Below are 23,728 nucleotides of genomic sequence, written 5' to 3'. Positions count from 1 at the left end.
AGGATAAACAGATGAGTTTAACGCATTGCAATGTGCATTTCTCACAGCAGCCCGACAAGGTGGCGTATATATCCACTGCCTTGTTGAAAAGCCTTAAATTATCCGGAGCCAAGTCCGTTCGTCTGCGGCTCGGTAAGGATCAGATCCCCGCTACAGTAAAACCAATTCAGAAGGCGGGACGCCATCTATACTTGACCTCCGGCTTACGTAACGCAATCCGTGTTCCCAAAAGCGGGTCCATCTATTTGCGAAATCTGGATGGTGATATACAGCTAGGGCCGTTGATTGGCGTGCTGTCTGACGGTACCACCTCCACCACTCGCCCTTTCGGATCACGCACAGGCTTTATTAAGCAACTGCTGAAGGAAGGCAGCAAAAAATCTTATATTTTTGCCTTCACCCCTCGGGACATCAACTGGCAAAATGATACGATTAACGGCTATTTTCTGTCATCCAGCGGGGAATTTACACGTAAACTTGTACCTTTGCCAGACGTGATCTATAATCGTTTGCCGAGCCGTCGCTCTGATTTTTCCCCGGCGATCAATCAACTACGCGAACGCTTTTCCCGCAAACGAATTCCCTTCTTTAACTGGAGCTTTTTCAATAAGTCCGATATCTATAATCTGCTGGAGAATAACCCAGATGTTAACCGCTATGTCCCTGAATCATACACGAATCCCAGCTCTGAACGTATCCGAGGTATGCTGGAGCGACATCAATTTGCTTATTACAAGCCAAGTGGAGGCAGTCTCGGTAAAGGAATCTACCGTCTGTCCCATGTTCCCAAGCAAGGATATTATGTGAGGTACCGTAAGAAAAATAGCAATGTATTGCTAAAATTCACCTCTTTTAACTCCATGCTCAGGATGCTTCACTCCAATCAGGGACAGATGCTAAAGGGTTATGTCATTCAACAGGGCATCCAGCTGATCGAGATTGACAATTGCCCGATTGATTTCCGGTTCCATATGCATAAAAATGGAAATAACCAGTGGGTCGTTGTCGGCATTGGAGCTAAAAAATCCGGACGTGGCAGTGTCACAACCCATATCAAAAATGGCGGCTCCCTTATGACACCTGAACAAGCGTTGAACCGGGTATTCGGAGACCGGGCGGGTGAAGTGCTTCAACGTGCCAAGAACGTAGCAGTTACGCTCGCAGAAGCCATTGAACACCATCACCAGCATCTACTGGGTGAAATCGGCTTTGACCTGGGCATTGATCAGGACGAAAAGGTATGGATGTTTGAAGCCAACTCCAAGCCAGGCCGATCCATTTTTCAGCATCCATCGTTGCGTGCGGAGGGTAAAGCATCCGTGGAGCATATTTTGGACCACTGTCTTTACCTCAGTAAATTCCGCAGAAAAGAGGAACTATGAATACCCGGGCGGAGCATAAGCCAGTCGTTGCTGTATTGACAGTGCACGACGAAGGGCAATTTTTCAAGGGCAATCAGCGCAATTTCAGGGATATTCTTGAAACGGGAACACGGATGGGATATCAGGTGTACATTGTGACCGTCAGGGACCTGAAACTGGCAGATGAGACGGTTAAGGGCTATGTCTTCAACAAGAGCTTACAGACGTGGGAGGAACAGAATTTCCCACCTCCACAGGTCATTTATAATCGCATCCCCAACCGTAATTATGAACTTAAAACCTCTGTGCGCACAAAGTTGGATGAAATTTCACATGCCTCAGGCATTGAGCTGTACAATCCAGGCTTTTTTAACAAATGGGAACTGTTCAAGTGGTTGCGTACCTCGGAAGCCACTCGTCAGCTTGTTCCGGCAACCAAACGGTTAAGCAATCTGTCTTCCTTAGGAAAAATGCTGTCTGCGTATCCATACCTGTATCTCAAGCCGGAAAACGGTAAAGCCGGAAAGGGGATTATGATTCTTAAATTCCGTCCAGACCATCTAATGGCTTACAGACTGACCATTCAGCATGACAAAAAAAGTGTAACCTACAGATCCGTATCGCTGTCCCGGCTGTGGGGACGTATCCGCCAGGAAGCAGGCAACTCGCCTTATATCATTCAACAGGGTATCGATCTGGCAACCTATCAGAAAAAACCCTTCGACCTGCGTATCCTGGTACAAAAAAATATCCGTGGCTCCTGGAGTATAACCGGGGTCGGTGCCAGACTGGCGGGTAAAGGGAGCATCACCACACATGTCCCGCGTGGCGGGAGTGTAGAGGACCCGTTCAAGCTACTGTCCTCACTGTTTGGGCCTGAGGACAGCACGGATCTACTGAACAAAGTTAAAAGTACGGCCATACAGATTGCACGTCAAATTGAACGCGCATCCGGTCTTTCTCATGGCGAAATGTCCATGGATTTGGGCGTGGATACGCTCGGAACCCTCTGGTTTTTTGAAGCCAATGCCAAACCGATGAAATTTGACGAGCCGGAAATCCGCCAAAAGTCGCTTAGACGCATATTCCAGTACAGCTCATTTTTGGCCGGACGAATGAAATCATGATCAAGGAAGTGGAATCATGCCGCAAATTAGCGATGTTCAACATTTGCCTGCCCGAAGCTGGCTGCTGAGACGACGACAGTTGCTGTTTTTGGCCCGTAGCTCAGGGGGCATGCGCATTACTCGTAATGCTCTGCGGCAGTTGGCAGTTTTAACGCCCGAGCAATTGAACACCCCTGGCTCCTCCCTCCTGTGCGCCTATGTGCGCACGGAGAAAGGGCTGCGGATTGCGGGATTTTCCCTCGCTCTGAATTACGGGAAGGATGCTTGCATCGTAATTGTTCGTCCGCTTTACCGGGGCCGCAGACTGGGCGCTAGACTGCTGTCCGCCCAGCTCAAACAGCTGCGCCGTCTGACGTGCAGCGTAGCCGCCGACAATATGTCCAGTCTCAAAACCTGTTTCCGCGCTGGACTTGTTGCGCACGAAATGACGACTGGACCGACCGGGAAACCCACGCTGATATTTCACGGGGAGTTATCCCAAGATAAGCAGACGGCAGAGGAAGGTGGAATGCTGTGCCAAAACCTGTCCTAGGCATCATGACCTTGTATTTGAACAACAAGAAGCAATTGGAGGAGCGCGACATATATGAGCGCATGATTGCAGAAGGGAAAAGGCTGGGACTGGATATGTATGTATTCACTCCTGCAGATGTCCATAAGGATCGCAGGCTGCTCCTTGCCCAAATCTATGATCCACACAGCGGAAAATGGACCCGAAAATGGAGAGAGTTTCCAGATATGATTTTCGACCGTTGCCGGGTACAGCGCAGTGAGCGATATCGTCAGTTGAAGCAGTTCCGATTGCAATACACAGACCTTGTATATTTAAACCGACCGCTGAGTAACAAGTGGGTCATTCATCAGCAGCTTGCGAGAAGGTCTGCCTTTCGCGCCCATTTGCCTGCAACAGAGCTGTTCAGTGGATTTCATAGTGTAAAACGGATGCTCAAACAGAATTCACTAGTGTACCTCAAGCCGATTAACGGTACGGGAGGCCGCGGCATTTTACGTATTGAACCTGTTAACAAGCAAGGAGGCCTGTATCTGATTGAGGGCCGCAATCGCAAACGCCATATTATTCCCCAGCAGCGGGTACGTCTAGACCGTCTGGAGCCGCGTCTGAGCAGCTGGAACATGGATAACTACATTGTTCAGGAAGGCATTCCTGTGCAGTTGCCGAATGGCAGAGTCCATGATTACCGTATGCTGGTGCAGAAAAATAGCCAAGGAGTATGGGAGCTAACCGGATGTGCCGGGCGAATCGGGGCGCATCGGAGTGTCACTTCCAACCTGCATGGTGGAGGCAAGGCGGTACCGATGAGCCAATTGCTGACGCAATGGATTCGTGATGAAAGCCATAGAGAGAAAATCATCAAGCAAGGGGAAAAACTCGGACTGGACATTGCTGCGTATCTGGAAGAAAGCTACGGGGCACTGTGCGAGCTTGCGCTCGATTTGGCAATTAATAAGGACGGTCATATATACGTGCTGGAAGTCAACCCGAAGCCAGCCCGTGAGGTCTTTTCACGTATTGGTGAAAAAGAAACCTATCGCCGCTCCATCGCCAAGCCCATGGAATATGCCTTGTGGGTCTACCACACACAAATTAATCCTAAGCCTCAGACGGACTACAAAGCAGAAGATAAAACAGAAGATAAAGCAGAAAATAAGACAGAAAATAAGACAGAGAATAAGACAGAGAATAAGACAGAGAATAAGACAAAGGAAGGCTCCGCGTAAAGTGGCTGCCTTCCTTTCTTTTTTCGTCTGCCCTACACTACCAGCATGTTTTAATTATATGGTGCGTCGAGCCTATTTATAACCAATTACCTGTGTTTCACAGTTACTCGGCGCTTTTATAAAGTGTAAGCAGTTGCGTAAAGTCTGTAATAATCGCATCGGACCCCTTCAATTCATCGTTCACACCAAATCCAGCATAAGCGCAACCGATCACCGTCTGTCCGTTCTTTTTGCCTGCTTCCACATCTGAGGAACGATCTCCTACCATCCATACGTTCGAAATATCGTGCTTGCTCAACAGAATTTCCAGCAAATTCACTTTGGAAAGCGTGCTGTACTCCCCAGCGCTGTACAGTCCTTCAAAAATGGGAACCATTTCATACGCAGCAGCGATTCCCTTTACATAGTCCTCCAGCCCGTTACTAGCTACGAACAATCGGACACCTTGCTCATGAAGGGTCTGGAGTGTTTCTTTTACATGTGGATACAGGGCATGACTTCCGTTCTTCAATCCTTCCAGTTCCAGCTGAAGCAGCAGCTCGTCCGCTCTTCTATGGGCCGCTTCGCTGGCTTCCGGCATCACTCTTCTCCAGATTTCATCCAGCAGCATGCCCAAACTATTCAAAATAAGCTCCTCGGGAGGAGTCTCTCCTTCATAAAGCCCTTCGGCGCGCAGCGTATCAAACAGCTTGTGGTACGCAGGAAGCAATAGCGTCTCCGTCTGAAAAAGTGTACCGTCCATATCAAATACCATAGCCTCAGGTTTCTTCAACACAGGTGCATTGTTCATGTAGTTATCAGTCATTCCTTTCCTATGTAGGTTTACAACTTTAACCCCTCTCATGATAAGCAATAAGAGAGGTCCGTGTAAACCTCATTGCGCATACTGCTAACTCTTATGTTTTTTTAAAACAGTCCTGAAACAATGCAAACCGCCCCACATATCCGTGTGTAAAGCACCCCGTGGAAGCTTGAGATCCACACCATTCCAATACGAAAATCCCGCCTGCTCTATCCATTGCTCCATCGCTGACAGGTCCACTGTAGGGTAATCAAACGTCAGCAGAAGCATTCCGTCATCGCGTAAGGTCCGGTGAAATTCACGTAAGGCTGCCAAAGATTCATCAGGTGTTAAATGCTCCAGCACCGAAATACATACAATTTTGTCAAAACTGGCATCCTCATAGGGCAGAGCCGTCAGATTGGCATGTGCGGAGTGGAGCCGAACCGGTAAAATCTCCTGAATGCGCTCGGCGGCCTCCTCTCCGATATCCCGCCGCACCTCGGCCAAAATGGCATCCACGGAAACGATCCGAATATCCAGATCGCAGGCATAGACCTGAGCGCAACGGCGGGCCAACTCAAATTTGAATGGATGTGGGATTCCACATGCTGCGTCCAGCACTGTATCTTGCCCAGACATAAATTGAAGACACCACTCATACTCATAGGGGCGACTCCACCAGCTTTGGGGGAGTCTGTAAATCATGCTGGAGGAGCTGGGATCAGAATATACAAAAAAGCGAGACAGATACGGGTCAGACATATTCATGGATGCTGCCTCCTTTTAGGGATGATTAAATTACTCTTGCGACACAGCACAGTTCATGACCCCGTTTCTCGCCTTGAAGTTTGGCCAACAATCCCATTTGCTCCGTAAAGGCAAGATCACCGTACAAAGGATGGGCTTGCAGCAAGGCATCCAAACCAGAGGGAAGTTGGCGGGTGAACATAGCCACTGAGCGCAAGCCAGACTTTGCCAGTAAGAGCGCCAGCGTGTGCTCAGAATAATGATACAAATGATCTTCCTCCGTAAATAAAGGCGAGTAAACGCCATAAGCCTCATTGGTGAACGAATTTTTGTTGGGCACCGTAATATACAACGTTCCGTCAGGTTGAATCTGTTCGCGTAAATCTGTCAAAAATGCAACAGGGTCTGCAATATGCTCCAGCACATGCCAGCATGCTACGACCTCGTATTTGTGATCCAGTGATAAGTCAGTATCTTCTTCTGCTTCTTGTTCTTCATTCAATTCCTGTATTTCATGTGCTTCTTCGGTTTGAGTATCTCCTTCGGCTTCATCACCCCAGTAACCCGGCAATAAATCCACGTCATATTTGTATTTGGCGTAAGCACGCGAGTCTATGGAAGGTTCAATGCCCACTGCATCCCAGCCGGCTTGAAGGGCAGCATGAATAAATTCTCCGGTACCTGATCCAATCTCAAGCAATTTTCCTTTACCGGTACTGAACATATCCAGCAGCATGAGTCCAAAAAGGGCATGATCTCCATAAGTTGAAGCTGCTGCACTATCCCGCATAGCAACCCATTCGGCATTATAAATTTTTGCAATCATATCCTCTGGCTGTATATGATCCACATCATTACGAAAAACCAATCCGCAGGAGCCGCATCCCATCAAGGTAAAGCGTTCATAGCTATGAAATACTGCCGTGTCAGATGAGCCACACAGTTTGCATTTACTATAAAGTAAGTCCTTTGTTTCACTTTTTATTTGTAGGTCGGAATTATTAATAACCTGGACACTCGCAATCTCAGCAACATCCATGGCGTTCACATCATCGGCAGCTTCATACTCTGGTGCAGTTTCTTTTTCTGCATTTATGTTGTCCTGATCTACCCAAAGCGTGAGTCGGGGGTTCGGGTCCAAAATAGATTCATATTGCTCTTTCCAGCCATAACGAGCACTTGGATCAAGCAACTGGTATCGCTGAAATTTGGCCATGCGAATAGCAGGTGTACACCATCCCCAATGCTGGATGCGGTAGTTGCTGATTTCACTGGGTAGGTCAAGCACATTTTCGGGAAATCTCCCACAGTGCAAGGACTGCTCCTTCCATTTATAAGAGAACCCTTCCTTATATCGAATTAAAAAAGGACGGTAATACTGATGAGCCTGCCAATAATCATCATCGCGATAATGCGTGGAATTCCACATATCAAACAACCTGAAACAAATCGTATCCGCTTTCGTTCCCGCTAACAACGAATGTACCCCTTGAGCAAAACGGGATTCGAACATTTCGTCAGCGTCCATGTTTAATATCCATTCGGGAGAGGAAGCCAACGTCTCTCTCCACTGCTGTTTTCGCAGCTCTAATTCATTGGTAAAAGAAGCTGCTTCATTGCGTATTAAACGCAATGGGATTCCCTTTAGAATCTCACGGCACAACTCTCCGCTATCATCCTGACTGCCATCATCAATAATGACCGCTTCATCAATATATTCCCGATGACTCCGCAGCACGTCAATGAGCTTGCGATCTGCCTCATTGTATACCGTCATGGTCAGCGTCAATTTGGGTTTGCAGACAGGCGGCGTATGAAGTTCACTTTGTCGTGGACCAGAGAATGTTTGTGGTACAGCAAAAGAATCTGCAGTGTACTTGGCAAAGACAGCTGACTCACGGAGATCATACGGTATAACAGGAGGTTCAGGGAACTTAGAGGGACTTGATGATGCAGAACGATTGAAGGCAGGAGAGTTAGTAGAAGTATAGGAGTGATCCAGATATGCTAAATGTTCTGAATGGTCCGTATGAACAGCACTCGTTGTAAAATACTTTAGGGTGAATAGTAGTTGCTCTGCCTTCATTCTATCCGCTTCCCGGTACAGATGCATCGCCGGATAGTGTGTATCCACAAAAAGTGGAAATCCAAATGCAGCTGCCCGAATACAGAAATGTCGATCTTCTCCCCAATAGGAAACGTTTTTGATTTTACCAAAGTGAATCCCTGCTTCCAGTGCACGTCTGCGGATTAGGGTGCAAGCGCCTAGACCACCCACCTCATACAAACCAGGAACGTGCAATTGGTGTATGAAATGCAACTCGCGTTGCGCTCGCTCCTCTGACGACAACACTTCGCCTTCTTCACGATGGAACAAATTATATTCATCACTAACCCACACCTGAGGCAATAGAGGCCCCTCCGGCTGCCAGCGTGTCCAGAAAATCTCAGATACAATATCCTTCTCCGCCTCTACCAGTTTACATAAGGTACGGGAATGAAGAATCAGGTCTGAATCGACCAAAAACAGCGCGTCATAATTATGCTGAAGTGCATAATCAATAAGACGATTTTTAAAATCAGCCACTTTCCAGACGAGGGCAGGCGGCCAATAATGAGTGTGCTCATCACTTCGATTCTCCACTTGCTGTGAGCCTGTCAACAAGGGCAAAACCCTGCCCGGCAGCCGATTGGAAAAATCGGCAAGCCATTGGCTTGAAGTCGGATTGTCATTATCATCGACAAATAAATAATCGGGCAGCACGTCAGGTGCCTCCAGTCGCTCCAAAGCTTGAAGAAATAAAGACAATATTTCCGGTTTCTGGTGCACCGGGCTACCGATTAGTATACGCATGATTCAACGCCTCCATCAGGTAGAAGCCTCATAAACCGTTCTCCCTCCATGTCCTAAGGCATACCATAATTGCGACCAAGCGATATAGGAGTGAGCGTGGTATGAATGGACTTACACCTGGAAATATCAATGAAAACGACATCAATACAAAAATACAATCTTAACATCCAGTTAACTGCCTTTTTTCTGTTTTCCACCTGTTTTCCAACTACATTTAGCCATCAAATTTATTTCCCGGTCGCACTTGATAAATCGAATTTCGCACAATCTCCTCCCCCTTCATATCAGACTTTGATTTTCTAATTTATTAGAGCCAGTTTGAATTTATGATCATTACACATCCTCTAAATGCTCCATCGGAATTACTACATAATGAGCAAGCTATCCTACATAAAATGGAGATTATATCAAGTTTTTTGGGAGGGACAAAGAGCATGGTAACTGTCAGCTTATGTATGATTGTCAAAAATGAAGAAGAAGCACTTCATACCTGTCTGAAATCAGTCCATGACCTGGTAGATGAAATCATTATCGTTGATACTGGCTCTACCGACAGTACCCAAGAGGTAGCTGCATCGTTCAACGCTCGGATATACCCTTTTGAATGGTGTGATGATTTTTCCGCAGCCCGCAATTATGCGTTTGATCAGGCAACACAGGAATATCAATTTTGGCTGGATGCCGACGACATCTTAGAAGAGCAAGACCGACTGGCATTTCTCGACTGGAAAAAACAAGCCACCGTCTCGTATGACAGCATTACGATGGATTATGTGCTATCTGTAGATGAACAGGGGCAGCCGCTGCATAAGCTCAAAAGAAACCGAATGGTGCGACGTGATCGTAAATTCAGATGGATCGGATTTGTTCACGAATTCCTGAATGTGACAGGCAGTACCTTTCACAGTAATATGGCAGTGACTCATAAAAAGACACGTGCTTACACTGATCGTAATTTGCATATCTATCTCAAGCATCGGGAGCAAGGCACCGCATTTTCTGAACGAGATCACTACTACTTCGCTAATGAACTTTATGATAACGGCCGCATACTAGAAGCCATCCAGCAGTACAAACACTATCTGGGTCTAGATCTCGGATGGATTGAAGATCGGATTGCTGCTTGCTTTAAGCTAGCGGATTGCTACGCTCACCAGGGTCAAAAACAGGAACAGCGTATGGCTCTGCTTCGCACACTTAACCTTGATGTACCACGCGCCCAGTTCTGCTGTGTCTTTGGCAATTTGTTGATTGAAGACAAACGGTACACTCTAGCCATTTACTGGTTTCGCCAGGCGACGCTGATAGAGCCTCCACAAGATGTGATGGCCTTAACCAATTCGTCGTACTATACCTGGTTTCCACACTTGCAATTATGCCTGTGTTACGACCGAATCGGTGACATCGAAAAGGCAAAATCGCATCATCGCATAGCAAAGTTGCACCATCCTACCCATCCAAGCGTGTTATATAACGAGCAATATTTTGCACAACTGAAGCAATAGGGATGAGAAAGACGCGCCGGGGAAGGTCGTTTAATGTAGTCGGCCTTTTAGTCATCATGCCGATATGTGCTCGGCACGATACCCGGGCTGACAGCCTGCAATTTTTGGGGGCTTTTATTTTTGCCCCCTCTTATATACAAAATGCCCATTGCTACTCCTTGGGAACGACCATTTCATAGCTTAGATTACTTCAAAAGAAAAAAGTCTCCTGCAAGCTTAAGCTCACCAAGAGACCTTGTGTATCATTTTCTCAGAACACTTTCTTCCGGTCTCTTTCCCCCTTCAAAATTTCCACAGACTCATGGAAACGGAGCGAATGGATTATTTCGCGTTCACGCAGAAACTTCAGACTATCCTGCAAATCCACATCATCTGTTAAATCAATCAGCCACTGATATGTAGCTCTCGCCTTTTCTTCTGCCGCAATATCCTCATACAAATCCGCAATTGGATCACCCTTGGCTTGAAAATAGGTCGCTGTAAAAGGAACTCCGCCTGCGCTCTGGTAATACAGCGCATGATCATGCGCCGCATAATATTCCCCCAGCCCGGCTGCCTTCATTTGCTCTACACTCGCATCCTTGGTCAGCTTGTAAATCATAGTCGCAATCATTTCGAGGTGCGCAAATTCTTCCGTACCTATATCATTAAGTACGCCGATAACCTTATCCGGAATCGTATACCGCTGATTCAGATACCGCAAAGCCGCCGCCAGCTCGCCATCCGCTCCACCATACTGCTCCATAAGCAGTTTGGCCATATGAGGATCACATTTGCTGACACGTACGGGATATTGCAGTTTTTTCTCATATACCCACATTCATGTTCCTCCTTTATAAAAGGTTGTACCTACCTAGACCTGCCACGGCCAAGGAGTTTGGTTCCATTCCCAAGGATACTTGGAATAGGCACGGCCAAAATTTTGTAAAGGCCCATATAAGATCTGGTACTCGTTAGCAATCGCCGTTCTTTCCTGCGTCAGCTTATTGAACTGTTCGATAGCCTGTAAATCATCCGGGTGTGTATTGAGATACAAATTCAGTTCCACCAATACAAAATCTACCGCCTGAAGCTTCTCCAACAGCGCATAAAACTGTGCATCACCCGGCTTAGTCTGGGGCGTATAGCCTTGGGCCGGGTTTCTGGGCTGACTGTAATCCTGTGTTTGGCTCTGGTGGTACTGGTTCTGATTCTGGTTCTGATACTGATACGGATACGGATTTGAATAGGGGCTTTGATATTGATTCTGCTGTGAATCCCCACTCTCATGCTGATTTTGCTGTTGGAATGGGTTTGGGGACTGACCCTGATTTGGATTCTCCATTCTACTCGCCTCCCCCCTGATTTCTCATAGGCTCATAAGGGCTGTAAAGCAAAGGCCATAGCGTTCCCTTCGTCAGCGCCTCATCTGGACTGAATTGCGGTAGACCAGGGGGCTGAAATTGTACAAATAAGTTTGGCGGAAGCACATAAGTCTTGCACAGGACGGGTGGACACGGATCGAACGGGCCGACAAACGGGGCATACTCACCTTGCTGTGGAAATTTCACGGGCCGGGACCTCCTTTGATTGATCCATCTGCTTTACTATTCAACATATGCCGCATCGCCCAAGTCTCGAACAAAAAATCACAGATAAAAATAATTGTTCAAAGAAAATAACTATAGAACTGTTTCTAATCAAAAAAGAGCCTTTAAAACCACGGTACGTGGATTTAAAAGCTCTTTCTTCAGCACTCTATAATAACTTACATACCTCAACTGATCTTACCTATCTCTGTGGATCAGGAATCAATCGGTAGAAAGCTCATCTTCAATCACAGGCTCAGGCTTGCGGTGAATCTTCACTCTCATTATGCGAAGCCTTGTCGCTTCCTCCACCTCAAAGGTAAGATTATAAAACTCAATTTTCTTCCCTTTCACCGGAATGCCTTCCAATTCCTTGAACAGCCATCCCCCGATGGAATCCACCTCGTCGTCTTCAATATTCACTCCAGTCAAATCATTGACATCCTCAATGAGCATACGGCCGTCCACAGAGATGAAGTTCTCCTTCATTTCCACGCTCGGGCGTTCATCCTCAAATTCATCATAGAGATCCCCGACGATTTCCTCCAAAATTTCCTCCGCTGTCAGCAGCCCGGCCGTTCCGCCGTACTCATCTACCACGAGAGTCATTTGGGAATGTTTTTTCTGCATAAGGCGTAGCACGTGACTCACTTCCATGGACTCCGGCACATTCAAAATAGGACGTACCACCGAAGCCAGATCCAGTTGCTCTCCCTGCTCAGCTAGCAGAAGATCCGTAATATGGACAAAACCGATAATCTGGTCTTTATCCTCAACCGCTACCGGGTAGCGGGAATGCTTGGTCTCGCTGATAATCTTGAGATTTTCCTTAAACGACAAATTCGTGTACAAACAATCCATATCTGTACGCGGCAGCATAATTTCGCGGGCAAGCAAGTCAGAAAAATCAAAAATATTATCCATTAGCTTAATTTCGTCTTTATCAATCACACCGCTTTTGGCGCTCTGATTCATCAATATACGAATCTCTTCCTCCGAATGAGCCGCTTCGGCTTCACTCGCCGGCTGAATGCCGAATGCACGCAACAGTAAGTTTGCCGCAGCATTCAATACCCAGATCACAGGCAGAAAGACCTTATAAAAAAGCAGCAAAGGCGCCGATAAAAACAACGCCACACCTTCGGTCTTCTGAATCGCTAAGGACTTTGGCGCCAGTTCCCCCAATACGATATGCAAAAAGGTAATTACGCAAAATCCGACGATAACGGATACCGTTGTAATCAGTGTACCGTCAGTTACACCGAGTTTGTGCATGAGTGGCTCTATCAGGTAGCCGGATATTGCTGGCTCTCCAATCCAACCTAGGCCCAATGAAGCCAGCGTAATGCCCAATTGGGTGGCGGACAGATAAGCATCCAACTTTTGGTTCACCTTCAGCGCATAGCCTGCCAGGCGATGACCCTCGCTTTGGAGCTGCGTCAATCGGGATTGGCGCATTTTGACCAACGAAAATTCTGCGGCCACAAATACACCATTTAGAAAGACAAGCAGCAGTACCAAGAGGAGATTCACAGCTAGCAATCCCCAATGAAACTCGGTATGACCATCCAATACGAACTCCCCATTTCTATAGTTTGCATTTTGCATCTTTTGGTTTGCAAGCAATTCAATCCAAATTTTATTGATTGGAAGCTGCTAATTAGAATCATGCAAAAATACTCATAATTGTAATGCTTTTCTTGATTTAAAATCTATTCCTTTGTAGTACATATCCGCCACGAGCAGGTTCGGTCCACAACAGGCAGCGGCATCACAATGACAATTCACAGTCTGATTCAGCGGATGCTCATTCAGCCATTCACCAAAAATATCGTCCAGACTGTCTTCCTGAATGTTTCCGAAAGCCGGAATGTCTGCAAAATCCGTCACATACACGCTACCCGTGAACATATTCACATTCACACGGTTTCTTCCGTCCGGATCATTACGCACCGTAATATTCGGTTCCTGACGCAAGCGGCGAAGCAGTTTGCGGTCTTCTTCCCGATCCGAACAAGCAAAGAACGGTAATGTGCCAAACAACATCCACATGTCCTGATTACGTACATCCAGCAGCTTATGGATAGAGTTTCGCATATCGTCGAGTGAAAGCACAGGCAAAGCAGAGGCAAAATTCGACGCATACATTGGATGAACTTCATGCCGTCGGCATCCCATTTCATTGATTAACTGATGAATGCCCTCCAGCTTCGTGTGTGTCCGATAATTAATCATGGATTCAGCTGAAATGAACATTCCCATTTCACTCAATCTGCGGGCATTTTCCATCATTTTTTCATACAGGCGAACAGCGCCCGCACGTGGAGTCGGTCGGCCGGTATTTGCAAAACCCACTTCATAAAAATCGTCCGCATTCAAGTAGTTAAACGAAATATGCATCACATCCAGATAAGGAAGCATCTTCTCATATCTGCGAATATCTAATGTCAGATTGGAGTTGATTTGCGAGCGAATACCGCGCTCTTTGGCATATTTCAGCAGTGGAACGATCACTTCATCCACTGTTTTATCGAGTAAAGCAGGTTCCCCGCCTGTAATACTGATGGTCTCCAGATGCTCGACTTCATCCAGACGCTTCAGCATTAGGTCTAACGGCAGGAAAGGGGCCTCCTTCATAACCAGCATGTCGCCAACAGCGCAATGCTCACAGCGCATATTACATAGATGCGTTACGGTCATTTCCACACTCGTTAGCAAATGACGACCATGTGTACGCAGTGAGACAATCGGGTCCCACGGATCATAGGTTGGCGATATTTGGGGTAGCGTGTTATTTTGTAGAACTGTCATTATGTTTTCACCTTATTTCTGTTATTAACCTCAAAAGACGTATAATTATCATATCATGATGTGTAAAGTGCCTGCATGCTTTCTTCCACATCATCTGCTAATCTACGTGTACTCCTCCGAAAGGGGCAGCAGTAGCGCCCAATGTGTTTGTAATCATAACCGAGAGGGATACGGACAAATCGACATCATAAGGTGCCTTCACTTCCTGCCCATCCCGGTCCCTTACAATGCGAATGACGGGTCTTTGCGGGATTTTGGGATGTATACGCACCACGACCCCCTCTTCCCCCGTGTTGAGCACCACAGAGAGTCCCAGGGGGTAAATAGCTACACAATCACGAAAGGCTTCCAGCATTCGCTGCTCATATAACGTTCCTGCCCCGGCGTACAGCACTTCCATCGCTTCATAAGGCAACAAAGCCTGTTTGTATATCCGACTTGCTGTCATTGCGTCGTACGAGTCCGCCAGACCGATCCATTTCGCATATTCGTGGATCTGGTCCTTTTTCCAACCATGTGGGTATCCGCTGCCGTCGATACGCTCATGATGCTGTAATGCACAATGAGCCGACAACAAGGGAATTCCAGGTTCGTCTTTGAGCAGCTTGTAGCCGATCACCGTGTGTGTTTTCATATGCTCATATTCCTCATCCGTCAATTTACCCGGCTTATAGAGTACTTGAGGTGAAATTTTCATTTTACCGATATCGTGCAGTAGTGAACCTATCCCCAGCTCCATGAGCTGGTTATTATCGTAGCCATTGGATATTCCAAGTACTAGTGAATATAAACATACGTTCAAAGAATGATGATACAAATCCTGATCCGCGGCCCCGATATCCATCAACATAATGATGGTGTCCTGACGGCCTCCAATATCGTCCAGAATGGATTCCATCACCTTATAAAATGACTTGCCAAAATATTTGTGCTTATGATCTACGGAGTAGGATGACAACCCTTGAAACTGCTTTTTGATTTCCTGTAGCGCCGCGGCCCTTGTCTGTTCATGGATCATCTCAGGAATGACGATATCTTCTGTCACAGCATCCTCAATGTATACATATCCAATACCGACTTGGCCTAGACGTTCAATCAATCGCGAAGTAAGCTCAACACCTTCCGAGAGCAGCACCATTCCGTTTTCATTGTATATTTTTTTGCCCAGCTTCATGCCGGCTCTCAATAATGTAACAGGTACCAGTCGCAGCTTAATCCTCTCCCGATTGTTTTGATACCTGAAGCCACCTAGCTGCAAAACATTCTTCCATCGCGCCCGGACGCTTCAACTCCATTTCAATCAAATCCCGTAAAAATTCTGGAAGCATAAATCGGAGATCTGTTCCGTTCGCAAGCACTTCATAACCTGCTTTGAAAGTGAACATATCCAACGTGCCCACTGTGTATTCCTCATGCTCTTCCAAAGGTTGACCCGCTACACGAATGTCCGTCACTTTTTCATAAGGAGCACGGCCAGGGTCATACTGAATGGCCAAGCCTTCCACACACATCGTGCCAAGCACTTTGCCTCTGAAGCCAAAGCCCGTCATGGGCTTGTCTGTAAATTCAGGCAGCAAGGACTGCTCCAGCGCCAACCGAATATCTCTTCCCCGCAACTTCATAACACAGGCATTAATCGGCGAAGGGCATAAGGAATGTAGTATTCCTTTGCTGATATCCCCTTGAGGTAATGGGCCGAGCAGTTGTCCCGCATTGACGAGGGCAATTTCTGTTCCTGTAAAATGGGACACCGCTTGTGCCAGCATATTCCCAAAAGGGGATTCCTGATCATATGCGATCTCCAGTTTCCGATCCGTCACCGCAATGGTGCTCTCCATGGCACGCTCTGCTTGTCTGCGATGCACCACAATGGCCGATGCCACTTTTTCGTCCAGTAGTGTCTGATCTACAGGAACTACGCCGCCTGACGTGACTCGAAACGGTTCGAGGCTATTGTTACGACTTAGTGTCACTTCACCCAGCAGCGTTCCGAACTTACCCGCCCCACATAAAGCTGTTTTTCCGATCCAAAGCGGTTCCTCCAGCACATGATGGGTGTGACCTCCAAGGATAACGTCAATTTCAGGAAACTGCGACGCTAATTTTTGATCGGAAGGTAGACCCAGGTGTGACATCACGACCAAAACATCAACCTGCTTTCTCAGTGCCGCGATCTGCTTCCCCAGCACCTCAAACGGATTGAGCACATCCCAGCCCAGCAATTGATAAAACTCTACAAAAGGAGCCGTCACACCGAGTAAACCGACCTTGATTCCAGCTTTGTCTACGATAAGGGATTCCTTCATCCACGAAGGGCTCATCCCCGTAGCACGCTCTGTCATATTGCCGCATACGACCGGACAATGAATCCCCGCATATGCCTGTTCAATCATATCCGGGGTAAAAGTCAGTCCCTCATTGTTACCGATCGTAATTGCATCGTATCCTGTTAGATTAATCACATCCACATTTGCCCCACCGAGCGTTCCTTCCGTTTCGGGGGCCATCCGGTCCATGTGGTCTCCTATGTCGAGCACAAGCAGCGCATCCCGTGATGCGGCTCTTCGTTCATCGATCATCGCGGCTATCGAAGGCATACTGCCAAAATGACTATGGATATCATTGGTATGCAAAATGGTCAACGTTTGCCGAGTCGTCATCTCCATAACCGCCCTCCTCTATACTTTATATATATCGACTTTGGAGCTTCTAATGTTTAAGCATACCATGTTATTTAGCAATATGGTACATATGAGTGGACATAGTCCTTAAGCTTCGCTGTACTCTCTGAACAATCTCACATCATAAACATAGTGAAAAGCATTGACGTTATCTACTGTAGGTATCTGATAGGAAACGGGTTCCTGGGACCTATTTTACAGCTTGGAATAATAGTAATTTAGTCGTTGTCATCCCATATAATTCTTGATATATTAGGGTTGTTTCATATTTTCGACAAATTTACGACAATAAGGAGGTTAGCACATGAGAGTTCACGTTACCGATGCCAAGCCGGGAGATCGCCTCAAATCCGATACATACAACGGGCACGGTGTACCTGTCATGATTCAGGGCACCGAGCTTCAGCATGACGACATTTCCAAACTCATTATGCATGGTGTCGATTATATCGACATTGATGCCGGTTCTGCGAGCATTCCGGTTGACTTTGCCCCCGATGTTCCAGCTTCCCCTGAATCCCTCAAACGCGCCGTTCCCCTCATGGAGCAGACGATCAGTGGCTTTGAAAGCATGTTTCTCGAAGCTTCCTCAACTGGAAAATTTGATGAATATCGAGTTGATGAACTGTTCGGCCCTCTCGTTTCAGAGCTGGCTCGTCAAAAAGATGTCGTATCTCTGCTGTTAATTATGGAGCGGGGAGATCACTATACCTATAATCATTCTCTCCAAGTAGGTGTACTGTCATATTACATTGCCACATGGCTTGGATATACAGAAGAAGAAGCTTATGCCGCTGGTAAAGCCGGATATTTACACGATATAGGCAAATCCATGATACCGGATGAAATTTTGAACAAACCGGATAAACTGACACCCGAAGAATTCCATGAGATGAAAAAACATTCGCTATATGGCTATGATATTATTCGCAATTCAACCAGCGATGAGATTTCTGCAATTGTTGCCTTGCAGCATCACGAGCGTGAAGATGGAAGTGGATATCCCCATGGACTGTTCAAGGAAGAAATTCATCCTTTTGCCAGCATAACAGCTATTGCAGACGTGTATAGCGCGATGATTTCCAATCGTGTGTACCAGACGAAGCAGGAGCTACTCGCCGTATTACGCGAGCTACACAGCATGAGTTTTGGACATCTAAACCCAGAAGCTACCCAAGTGTTCATCAGACATATGCTTCCTAATTTCATTAATAAGCAGGTTCTGCTGACTACAGGGCAGACAGGAACGATTATTCTGAACAATCCTGCTGATTACTTCAGACCCTTAGTGAGAATTAACGATGATGAATATGTAGATTTGTCTAGGGAACGCCATGTATCCATTGATGAAATTTATTTGGAATCCTGATCCGCTACTGCCTCCCGGCGTTACTTCGGTGGAACGAAATGTTTTGCCGAAGCCCAGGCTACGCGAATAAAAAGAGACTGTCCTTGATTCGTAGGTTCTTCTACGAAGGACAGCCTCTTTTTATGTTACGGACATTAACCTAGTCACAATTTACAACGATCAAAAACAATAAAAACGCGTTTCTACTACTATATTATTTGCTACATTTGTTTATTAAATAAGAGGTTCCTGAATCAATGTTGCGAAATTGAACTGGTGTACATGACCATCATTTAATGTGGTTTGGCCTGTAACAAAATGTACGTGCTTGCCATTTCCGACTGGAATAGCGGGTCCTGTTCTAATCCTTCTCAGATTATGAAAATGGTTCACGAAATCAGTTTTTGAAAGATCAATTTCATGGACATGACTTCTTCCAACTCGAATCGCTTGCCCAGTAACACCTGCAAAGCGGTGATTATGTCGGTCTGCGCCTTCTTCAGCCAGTTTGGTACTACCTTCAAATTCATGTACATGCCTCTGTGTCTGTTTAGAAGAGATTGTTTTCTTCTTTACTGTAGGTTTATTCTTCTGCATCCGTTGCCTGCCTCCTATGTTTTGTGGCTTTACAATATCCTATTAAGCAAACATAGTTAAGTGCTAGGCAATTATCCGCAGTCCTAACAATAATTTTTTTAATTCCATCTCCCCTTATAAAAGCGGTTTCAGAAAACTGCCGAAGTCTTTTTAGACATTACGGAAAAAATAGAAGAAGACGAACTTAAAAAGTTCGCCTTCTATCAAAAACCTTGTCACACCAAGGATTACTGCGTTTTAACCAATACTGCCTTCCATTTCGAACTTGATCAAACGGTTCATTTCTACCGCATATTCCATCGGCAGCTCCTTGGTGAACGGCTCAATAAAGCCCATAACGATCATTTGCGTTGCCTCTGCTTCAGTCAAACCACGGCTCATCAGATAGAACAGCTGATCTTCCGATACCTTGGAAACCGTTGCTTCGTGCTCAAGCGTAATGTCGTCATTCATGATTTCATTATAAGGAATAGTATCTGAAGTTGATTGATTATCCAAAATCAGCGTATCACACTTGATATTCGATTTTGCACCTTGAGCCTGACGACCGAATGAAGCTAATCCGCGATACGTTACTTTACCGCCGTGCTTACTGATCGACTTGGATACAATTGTGGATGTGGTATCTGGTGCCAAGTGGATCATTTTCGCACCAGCATCCTGATGCTGGCCTTTGCCTGCAACAGCGATGGACAGGACCATCCCTTTCGCTCCACGGCCTTTCAATACAACGGCTGGATACTTCATCGTCAACTTGGAACCGATGTTACCATCTACCCATTCCATCGTTGCGTTTTCTTCTGCAACCGCACGTTTGGTTACCAGGTTATAGATGTTTGGTGCCCAGTTCTGGATCGTTGTATAACGAACGCGTGCGTTCTTCTTACAAATAATTTCGACCACAGCACTATGCAGCGAGTTCGTGCTGTAAATTGGAGCCGTGCAACCTTCTACATAATGCACAAAGCTGTCTTCGTCGGCAATAATGAGCGTACGCTCAAATTGACCCATGTTTTCCGAGTTAATACGGAAGTAAGCCTGCAATGGAACTTCACATTTCACACCTTTTGGTACATAGATGAAGCTACCGCCTGACCATACCGCACTGTTCAGTGCAGCAAACTTATTGTCCGCAGGAGGTATAACTGTTGCAAAATACTCTTTCAGAATCTCAGGATGCTCACGCAACGCCGTATCGGTATCCATGAAAATAACGCCCTGATCTTCCAGTTCCTTTTGCATACTGTGGTAGACAACCTCGGATTCATACTGTGCGGATACACCAGCCAAAAACTTTTGCTCCGCCTCAGGAATACCCAGTTTATCAAAGGTTTCTTTAATTTCCGTCGGAACTTCTTCCCATGTCTTCCCTTGTTTCTCGGAAGGTCTTACATAGTACTGGATATCGTTGAAATCCAGTTCATCCAGATCTCCGCCCCAGTTTGGCATTGGCATTTTTTCAAACTGTTTCAGTGCTTTCAGACGGAACTCCAGCATCCATTCTGGCTCATCCTTAATTTTGGAGATTTCCTTTACAATTTCCGGAGTGAGACCCTTACCTGTTTGGAAAATGGACTTGTGCTCGTCACGAAAGCCATATTTATACTCTTCCATTTCCGGTGCTTTCTTGGCCATGTTTCTCAAACCTCCTCTGTTCTATTTAAATTATTTATCTTCATCAATCCCTTTGCGCAGCGCGTTCCAAGCCAGTGTCGCACATTTGATGCGGGCCGGGAACTTATTTACGCCTGACAAAGCTTCCAATTCTTCATAATCATCGAATTCGACGGCTTCTCCCTTCATTAAAGAAGAGAAGCGGCTCGCCATATCCAGTGCCTGATCAATCGTTTTTCCTTTAACCGCTTCTGTCATCATCGAAGCTGAGGACATACTTATCGAGCAGCCTTCGCCAGTAAAACGGGCATCTTCGACCACGCCGTCTTTCGTTTTGAGTTGAAGAGAAATCCGGTCACCACACGTAGGATTATTCAAATCCACCGTAACGGCATCGTCCTCAAAACGTCCGCGATTGCGCGGATTTTTATAATGATCCATAATCACGCGTCGGTACAAGTCATCAAGTTGCATCGCCAAAATACTCCTTTGTTTGGATTAAGGCGCTGACCAAAGCGTCGACTTCCTCTTCCGTGTTATAGAGGTAAAAGCTGGCACGTGCAGTCGCACTGGCTTTCAACCAGCGCATCAATGGCTGGCAGCAATGATGGCCTGCACGTACAGCCACCCCTTTGCTATCCAATACGGTAGCTACATCATGCGGATGCACATCATCCAGGTTGAATGTTACAAGTCCGACATGACGTTCTGCTGGTCCGTAAATCGTCAACCCCTCCACTTCACGGAGACGTTTGAGAGCATAGTCGACCAGACGGCTTTCATGCTGTGCAATGGCGTCCAGTCCGATGCTTTCCAGAAAATCAATGGCAGCTCCCAAGCCAACGGCTCCGGCTATAATCGGGGTTCCACCTTCGAATTTCCAAGGAAGCTCCTTCCATGTGGATTCATACAATCCCACATCGTCGATCATTTCACCGCCGAACTCAATGGGCTCCATATTTTCCAGCAGCGCCTTCTTGCCATACAGTGCTCCGATCCCAGTAGGAGCACACATTTTGTGACCCGAAAAGGCATAAAAGTCAGCATCGATGTCTTGCACGTCTACTTTCATATGTGGTGTGCTTTGTGCACCGTCTATAACGATGACTGCGCCGTTGCGATGCGCAATAGCTGCAATCTCTTTGACAGGGTTCACAACACCAAGCACATTGGAGACATGCGCAATCGCTACAATTTTCGTATTTTCTGTAACGGTATTCTCCACATCAGCAAGATCAACGCTACCATCCTCTTGAAGTGGAATATATTTCAAAGTCGCGCCTGTGGCTTTGGCTACCTGTTGCCACGGAATCAGATTACTGTGATGCTCCATTTGTGTGATGACAATTTCATCACCTGCCTGGCAATTAGCCCTGCCATAGGAAGAAGCGACCAGATTCAGCGCCGTTGTTGTTCCTCTTGTAAAAATAATTTCCTGACTGCGCTTTGCATTCAGAAAGCGGGCTACCTTCTCCCGCGCACCTTCATAAGCATCCGTTGCGCGACTACCCAAGGTATGCACCCCACGGTGAACATTTGAATTATCATATTCGTAGTAGTGCTTGATCGCCTCGATGACCGCCAGCGGTTTTTGCGAAGTGGCCGCATTATCCAAATAAACCAGCGGATGACCGTTAATCTCCTGATGTAAAATCGGGAACTGTTCACGGATCAATGCAGTATTCATTGGCCTAACTTCCTTTCAACAAGGCTTTGCAGCTGATGTTGAAGTCCTTCGAGCGGAATTTCAGATACGACAGGTGCCAAGAAGCCATAAATAATCAGACGTTCAGCTTCTGCACGACTAATCCCGCGGGACATCAAGTAATACACTTGTTCACGGTTAACCTGACCAACCGATGCTGCGTGACCTGCCGTTACATCATCTTCATCAATCAGCAGGATCGGGTTAGCGTCACCACGCGCTTTCGGGCTGAGCATCAGAACACGTTCTGTTTGCTGACCGTCTGCTTTGGTAGCACCTTTTTCAATTTTTGTAATTCCGTTAATGATGGAAGACGCTTCTTCACGCATTACTGCGCGCGTAATCATCTGACTAGCGGAATTTTTACCAAAATGCTGTGCTTGTGTCGTATAGTTCAGCTTTTGTGAGCCAGAACCAACAGCAATGATCTTGGCATCCGAATTGGAGCCATTGCCTTTGAGCACGGACATGGTATTGCTTGCTGTATTACCGTTGTTCATTTCGCCCACAATCCATTCGATAGCTGCGTCATTTCCCAACGTGGCACGACGAATCGAAATATCCGTTACTTGCTCTCCAAACTGATGGACTGTCGCATAACGTACTTTAGCTCCTGCATTTGCAACAACTTCTACCGCACCGTTATGAAGAACAGGTGCCGCCAAATCCGCAGATACATAGTTATCTACGTACGTCACGGAACTGTGGCTTTCGACAATGAGCAGCACATGCGGTGCAAACGTTGCAGTCGCATCGTCCGTCAGGAATACAGCTTGAAGCGGAACGTTCAGCTCTACATTTTTAGGCACATAAGCAAATACTCCACCGTTCCAGAGTGCTGCGTGCAATGCAGATAATGAATTTTCTTCAGCCTTAATAACTGTGTTCAGATGAGCTTTAACCAAGTCAGCATGCTCTTTAACCGCTGTTTGCAAATCCGTGAAAATGACGCCTTGCGCCGCCAATTCCTCGCTCAGTTTCACATATACCGCGCCGGAGTTGCGCTGAATAATCAGACCGCCCTCCTGTTGCTCTTTGACCAGATCAGCAATGGCTGCAGGAACCTGCCCTACCGATGCAATGACCTCACTCTGTTTATGTTGACCGTAATCGTTTAATTTCCAACGTTCGATTTTTGTTTTTTCAAATACCGGAAGCTCCAGTTTGCCTGCAAGCTCAAGTGCTTTTTGTCTGTCTTCGGCCAACCAAGATGGTTCGCCGTTACGTTCGGACAGAACACGCAGTTGCTCGGAATCTACCGGAAGGATTGTTTGTGTAGTCATTAG

21 protein-coding genes are annotated in these 23,728 nt (G+C 46.5%); 6 read left to right on the top strand and 15 right to left on the bottom strand.

Annotation, left to right across the window (positions count from 1 at the left end):
- Positions 1 to 11: 11 nt before the first annotated feature.
- The 4 genes from KAI36_RS08285 to KAI36_RS08270 are packed head-to-tail and all read left to right on the top strand — an operon-like array spanning position 12 to position 4,228.
- Positions 12 to 1,382 (top strand): YheC/YheD family endospore coat-associated protein, encoded by a 1,371-nt coding sequence (locus KAI36_RS08285; RefSeq protein WP_220027474.1) that lies wholly within the window; start codon positions 12 to 14, stop codon positions 1,380 to 1,382.
- Positions 1,379 to 2,488, top strand: coding sequence for a YheC/YheD family endospore coat-associated protein (locus KAI36_RS08280; RefSeq protein WP_103048112.1), 1,110 nt, complete (start codon positions 1,379 to 1,381; stop codon positions 2,486 to 2,488). The genes KAI36_RS08285 and KAI36_RS08280 overlap by 4 nt, the downstream gene beginning before the upstream one ends.
- A gap of 16 nt (positions 2,489 to 2,504) precedes the next feature.
- Entirely contained in the window at positions 2,505 to 3,020 is a 516-nt protein-coding gene (locus KAI36_RS08275; protein WP_071640155.1) for a GNAT family protein, read from the top strand.
- Complete coding sequence (locus tag KAI36_RS08270) at positions 3,002 to 4,228, top strand: YheC/YheD family endospore coat-associated protein (RefSeq protein ID WP_220027473.1); 1,227 nt, start codon at positions 3,002 to 3,004, stop codon at positions 4,226 to 4,228. Before KAI36_RS08275 ends, KAI36_RS08270 begins: the two co-directional genes overlap by 19 nt.
- A 103-nt stretch (positions 4,229 to 4,331) precedes the next feature.
- On the opposite strand, the gene KAI36_RS08265 is transcribed toward KAI36_RS08270, so the two are convergent.
- From KAI36_RS08265 to KAI36_RS08255, 3 genes are all read right to left on the bottom strand, one after another.
- Entirely contained in the window at positions 4,332 to 5,033 is a 702-nt protein-coding gene (locus KAI36_RS08265) for an HAD family hydrolase (protein WP_220027472.1), read from the bottom strand.
- Positions 5,034 to 5,117: 84 nt separating this feature from the next.
- On the bottom strand, positions 5,118 to 5,780 hold the full coding sequence (locus KAI36_RS08260; protein ID WP_220027471.1) for a class I SAM-dependent methyltransferase: 663 nt from the start codon (positions 5,778 to 5,780) through the stop codon (positions 5,118 to 5,120).
- Positions 5,781 to 5,805: 25 nt separating this feature from the next.
- A complete protein-coding gene (locus KAI36_RS08255) occupies positions 5,806 to 8,613 on the bottom strand; it encodes a bifunctional glycosyltransferase/class I SAM-dependent methyltransferase (protein WP_220027470.1) in 2,808 nt (935 codons plus the stop codon).
- A 434-nt stretch (positions 8,614 to 9,047) separates the two neighbouring features.
- Here KAI36_RS08255 and KAI36_RS08250 point away from each other — a divergent pair, with 434 nt between their 5' ends.
- Complete coding sequence (locus KAI36_RS08250; RefSeq protein ID WP_103744404.1) at positions 9,048 to 10,118, top strand: glycosyltransferase family 2 protein; 1,071 nt, start codon at positions 9,048 to 9,050, stop codon at positions 10,116 to 10,118.
- 250 nt (positions 10,119 to 10,368) lie between these two features.
- On the opposite strand, the gene KAI36_RS08245 is transcribed toward KAI36_RS08250, so the two are convergent.
- The 7 genes from KAI36_RS08245 to KAI36_RS08215 all read right to left on the bottom strand — a co-directional run bounded on the left by KAI36_RS08245 (position 10,369) and on the right by KAI36_RS08215 (position 17,163).
- A complete protein-coding gene (locus tag KAI36_RS08245) occupies positions 10,369 to 10,938 on the bottom strand; it encodes a manganese catalase family protein (RefSeq protein ID WP_013309567.1) in 570 nt (189 codons plus the stop codon).
- Between the two features lie 33 nt (positions 10,939 to 10,971).
- Positions 10,972 to 11,442 (bottom strand): spore coat protein CotJB, encoded by a 471-nt coding sequence (locus KAI36_RS27185; RefSeq protein ID WP_258043242.1) that lies wholly within the window; start codon positions 11,440 to 11,442, stop codon positions 10,972 to 10,974.
- Position 11,443: 1 nt separating this feature from the next.
- A complete protein-coding gene (locus tag KAI36_RS08235) occupies positions 11,444 to 11,668 on the bottom strand; it encodes a spore coat associated protein CotJA (protein WP_025722540.1) in 225 nt (74 codons plus the stop codon).
- A 240-nt stretch (positions 11,669 to 11,908) separates the two neighbouring features.
- Positions 11,909 to 13,258, bottom strand: a complete 1,350-nt coding sequence (locus tag KAI36_RS08230) for a hemolysin family protein (RefSeq protein WP_023987891.1) — start codon at positions 13,256 to 13,258, stop codon at positions 11,909 to 11,911.
- A 108-nt stretch (positions 13,259 to 13,366) separates the two neighbouring features.
- Positions 13,367 to 14,497, bottom strand: coding sequence for a radical SAM/CxCxxxxC motif protein YfkAB (gene yfkAB / locus KAI36_RS08225; protein ID WP_023987890.1), 1,131 nt, complete (start codon positions 14,495 to 14,497; stop codon positions 13,367 to 13,369).
- A 97-nt stretch (positions 14,498 to 14,594) separates the two neighbouring features.
- Complete coding sequence (locus KAI36_RS08220) at positions 14,595 to 15,755, bottom strand: HD-GYP domain-containing protein (protein WP_025722542.1); 1,161 nt, start codon at positions 15,753 to 15,755, stop codon at positions 14,595 to 14,597.
- Positions 15,709 to 17,163, bottom strand: a complete 1,455-nt coding sequence (locus KAI36_RS08215; RefSeq protein ID WP_103744405.1) for a bifunctional metallophosphatase/5'-nucleotidase — start codon at positions 17,161 to 17,163, stop codon at positions 15,709 to 15,711. Before KAI36_RS08215 ends, KAI36_RS08220 begins: the two co-directional genes overlap by 47 nt.
- A gap of 319 nt (positions 17,164 to 17,482) precedes the next feature.
- Between KAI36_RS08215 and KAI36_RS08210 the strand changes: the two genes are divergently transcribed.
- On the top strand, positions 17,483 to 18,547 hold the full coding sequence (locus KAI36_RS08210) for an HD-GYP domain-containing protein (protein ID WP_023987887.1): 1,065 nt from the start codon (positions 17,483 to 17,485) through the stop codon (positions 18,545 to 18,547).
- A gap of 213 nt (positions 18,548 to 18,760) precedes the next feature.
- Here KAI36_RS08210 and KAI36_RS08205 read toward each other — a convergent pair whose 3' ends face one another.
- From KAI36_RS08205 to sufD, 5 genes are all read right to left on the bottom strand, one after another.
- Entirely contained in the window at positions 18,761 to 19,123 is a 363-nt protein-coding gene (locus KAI36_RS08205; RefSeq protein ID WP_025722545.1) for a YmaF family protein, read from the bottom strand.
- A 237-nt stretch (positions 19,124 to 19,360) separates the two neighbouring features.
- Positions 19,361 to 20,758, bottom strand: a complete 1,398-nt coding sequence (gene sufB / locus KAI36_RS08200) for a Fe-S cluster assembly protein SufB (RefSeq protein ID WP_025719247.1) — start codon at positions 20,756 to 20,758, stop codon at positions 19,361 to 19,363.
- A 30-nt stretch (positions 20,759 to 20,788) separates the two neighbouring features.
- On the bottom strand, positions 20,789 to 21,211 hold the full coding sequence (gene sufU, locus KAI36_RS08195; RefSeq protein ID WP_013309555.1) for a Fe-S cluster assembly sulfur transfer protein SufU: 423 nt from the start codon (positions 21,209 to 21,211) through the stop codon (positions 20,789 to 20,791).
- A complete protein-coding gene (locus tag KAI36_RS08190) occupies positions 21,201 to 22,424 on the bottom strand; it encodes a cysteine desulfurase (protein ID WP_103744406.1) in 1,224 nt (407 codons plus the stop codon). Before KAI36_RS08190 ends, sufU begins: the two co-directional genes overlap by 11 nt.
- A complete protein-coding gene (sufD, locus tag KAI36_RS08185; RefSeq protein WP_025719242.1) occupies positions 22,421 to 23,725 on the bottom strand; it encodes a Fe-S cluster assembly protein SufD in 1,305 nt (434 codons plus the stop codon). The genes KAI36_RS08190 and sufD overlap by 4 nt, the downstream gene beginning before the upstream one ends.
- Positions 23,726 to 23,728: the final 3 nt, after the last annotated feature.

This window comes from Paenibacillus sp. S02 (genome assembly GCF_019454065.1).
GTDB lineage: Bacteria > Bacillota > Bacilli > Paenibacillales > Paenibacillaceae > Paenibacillus > Paenibacillus polymyxa_B.
The sequence above is the reverse complement of the archived record's forward strand: the minus strand, read 5'-3'. Positions and strand labels throughout refer to the sequence as shown.

Excerpts from the sequence above, each read along its gene's own strand:
- KAI36_RS08210 (WP_023987887.1), top strand. The coding sequence starts at position 17,483 with ATGAGAGTTCACGTTACCGATGCCAAGCCGGGAGATCGCCTCAAATCC.
- KAI36_RS08255 (WP_220027470.1), bottom strand. The coding sequence starts at position 8,613 with ATGCGTATACTAATCGGTAGCCCGGTGCACCAGAAACCGGAAATATTG.
- KAI36_RS08280 (WP_103048112.1), top strand. The coding sequence starts at position 1,379 with ATGAATACCCGGGCGGAGCATAAGCCAGTCGTTGCTGTATTGACAGTG.
- KAI36_RS08285 (WP_220027474.1), top strand. The coding sequence starts at position 12 with ATGAGTTTAACGCATTGCAATGTGCATTTCTCACAGCAGCCCGACAAG.
- sufB (WP_025719247.1), bottom strand. The coding sequence starts at position 20,758 with ATGGCCAAGAAAGCACCGGAAATGGAAGAGTATAAATATGGCTTTCGT.
- KAI36_RS08275 (WP_071640155.1), top strand. The coding sequence starts at position 2,505 with ATGCCGCAAATTAGCGATGTTCAACATTTGCCTGCCCGAAGCTGGCTG.
- KAI36_RS27185 (WP_258043242.1), bottom strand. The coding sequence starts at position 11,442 with ATGGAGAATCCAAATCAGGGTCAGTCCCCAAACCCATTCCAACAGCAA.
- KAI36_RS08245 (WP_013309567.1), bottom strand. The coding sequence starts at position 10,938 with ATGTGGGTATATGAGAAAAAACTGCAATATCCCGTACGTGTCAGCAAA.
- yfkAB (WP_023987890.1), bottom strand. The coding sequence starts at position 14,497 with ATGACAGTTCTACAAAATAACACGCTACCCCAAATATCGCCAACCTAT.
- KAI36_RS08265 (WP_220027472.1), bottom strand. The coding sequence starts at position 5,033 with ATGACTGATAACTACATGAACAATGCACCTGTGTTGAAGAAACCTGAG.
- KAI36_RS08205 (WP_025722545.1), bottom strand. The coding sequence starts at position 19,123 with ATGCAGAAGAATAAACCTACAGTAAAGAAGAAAACAATCTCTTCTAAA.
- KAI36_RS08190 (WP_103744406.1), bottom strand. The coding sequence starts at position 22,424 with ATGAATACTGCATTGATCCGTGAACAGTTCCCGATTTTACATCAGGAG.
- KAI36_RS08250 (WP_103744404.1), top strand. The coding sequence starts at position 9,048 with ATGGTAACTGTCAGCTTATGTATGATTGTCAAAAATGAAGAAGAAGCA.
- sufU (WP_013309555.1), bottom strand. The coding sequence starts at position 21,211 with ATGCAACTTGATGACTTGTACCGACGCGTGATTATGGATCATTATAAA.
- KAI36_RS08260 (WP_220027471.1), bottom strand. The coding sequence starts at position 5,780 with ATGAATATGTCTGACCCGTATCTGTCTCGCTTTTTTGTATATTCTGAT.
- KAI36_RS08215 (WP_103744405.1), bottom strand. The coding sequence starts at position 17,163 with ATGGAGATGACGACTCGGCAAACGTTGACCATTTTGCATACCAATGAT.
- sufD (WP_025719242.1), bottom strand. The coding sequence starts at position 23,725 with ATGACTACACAAACAATCCTTCCGGTAGATTCCGAGCAACTGCGTGTT.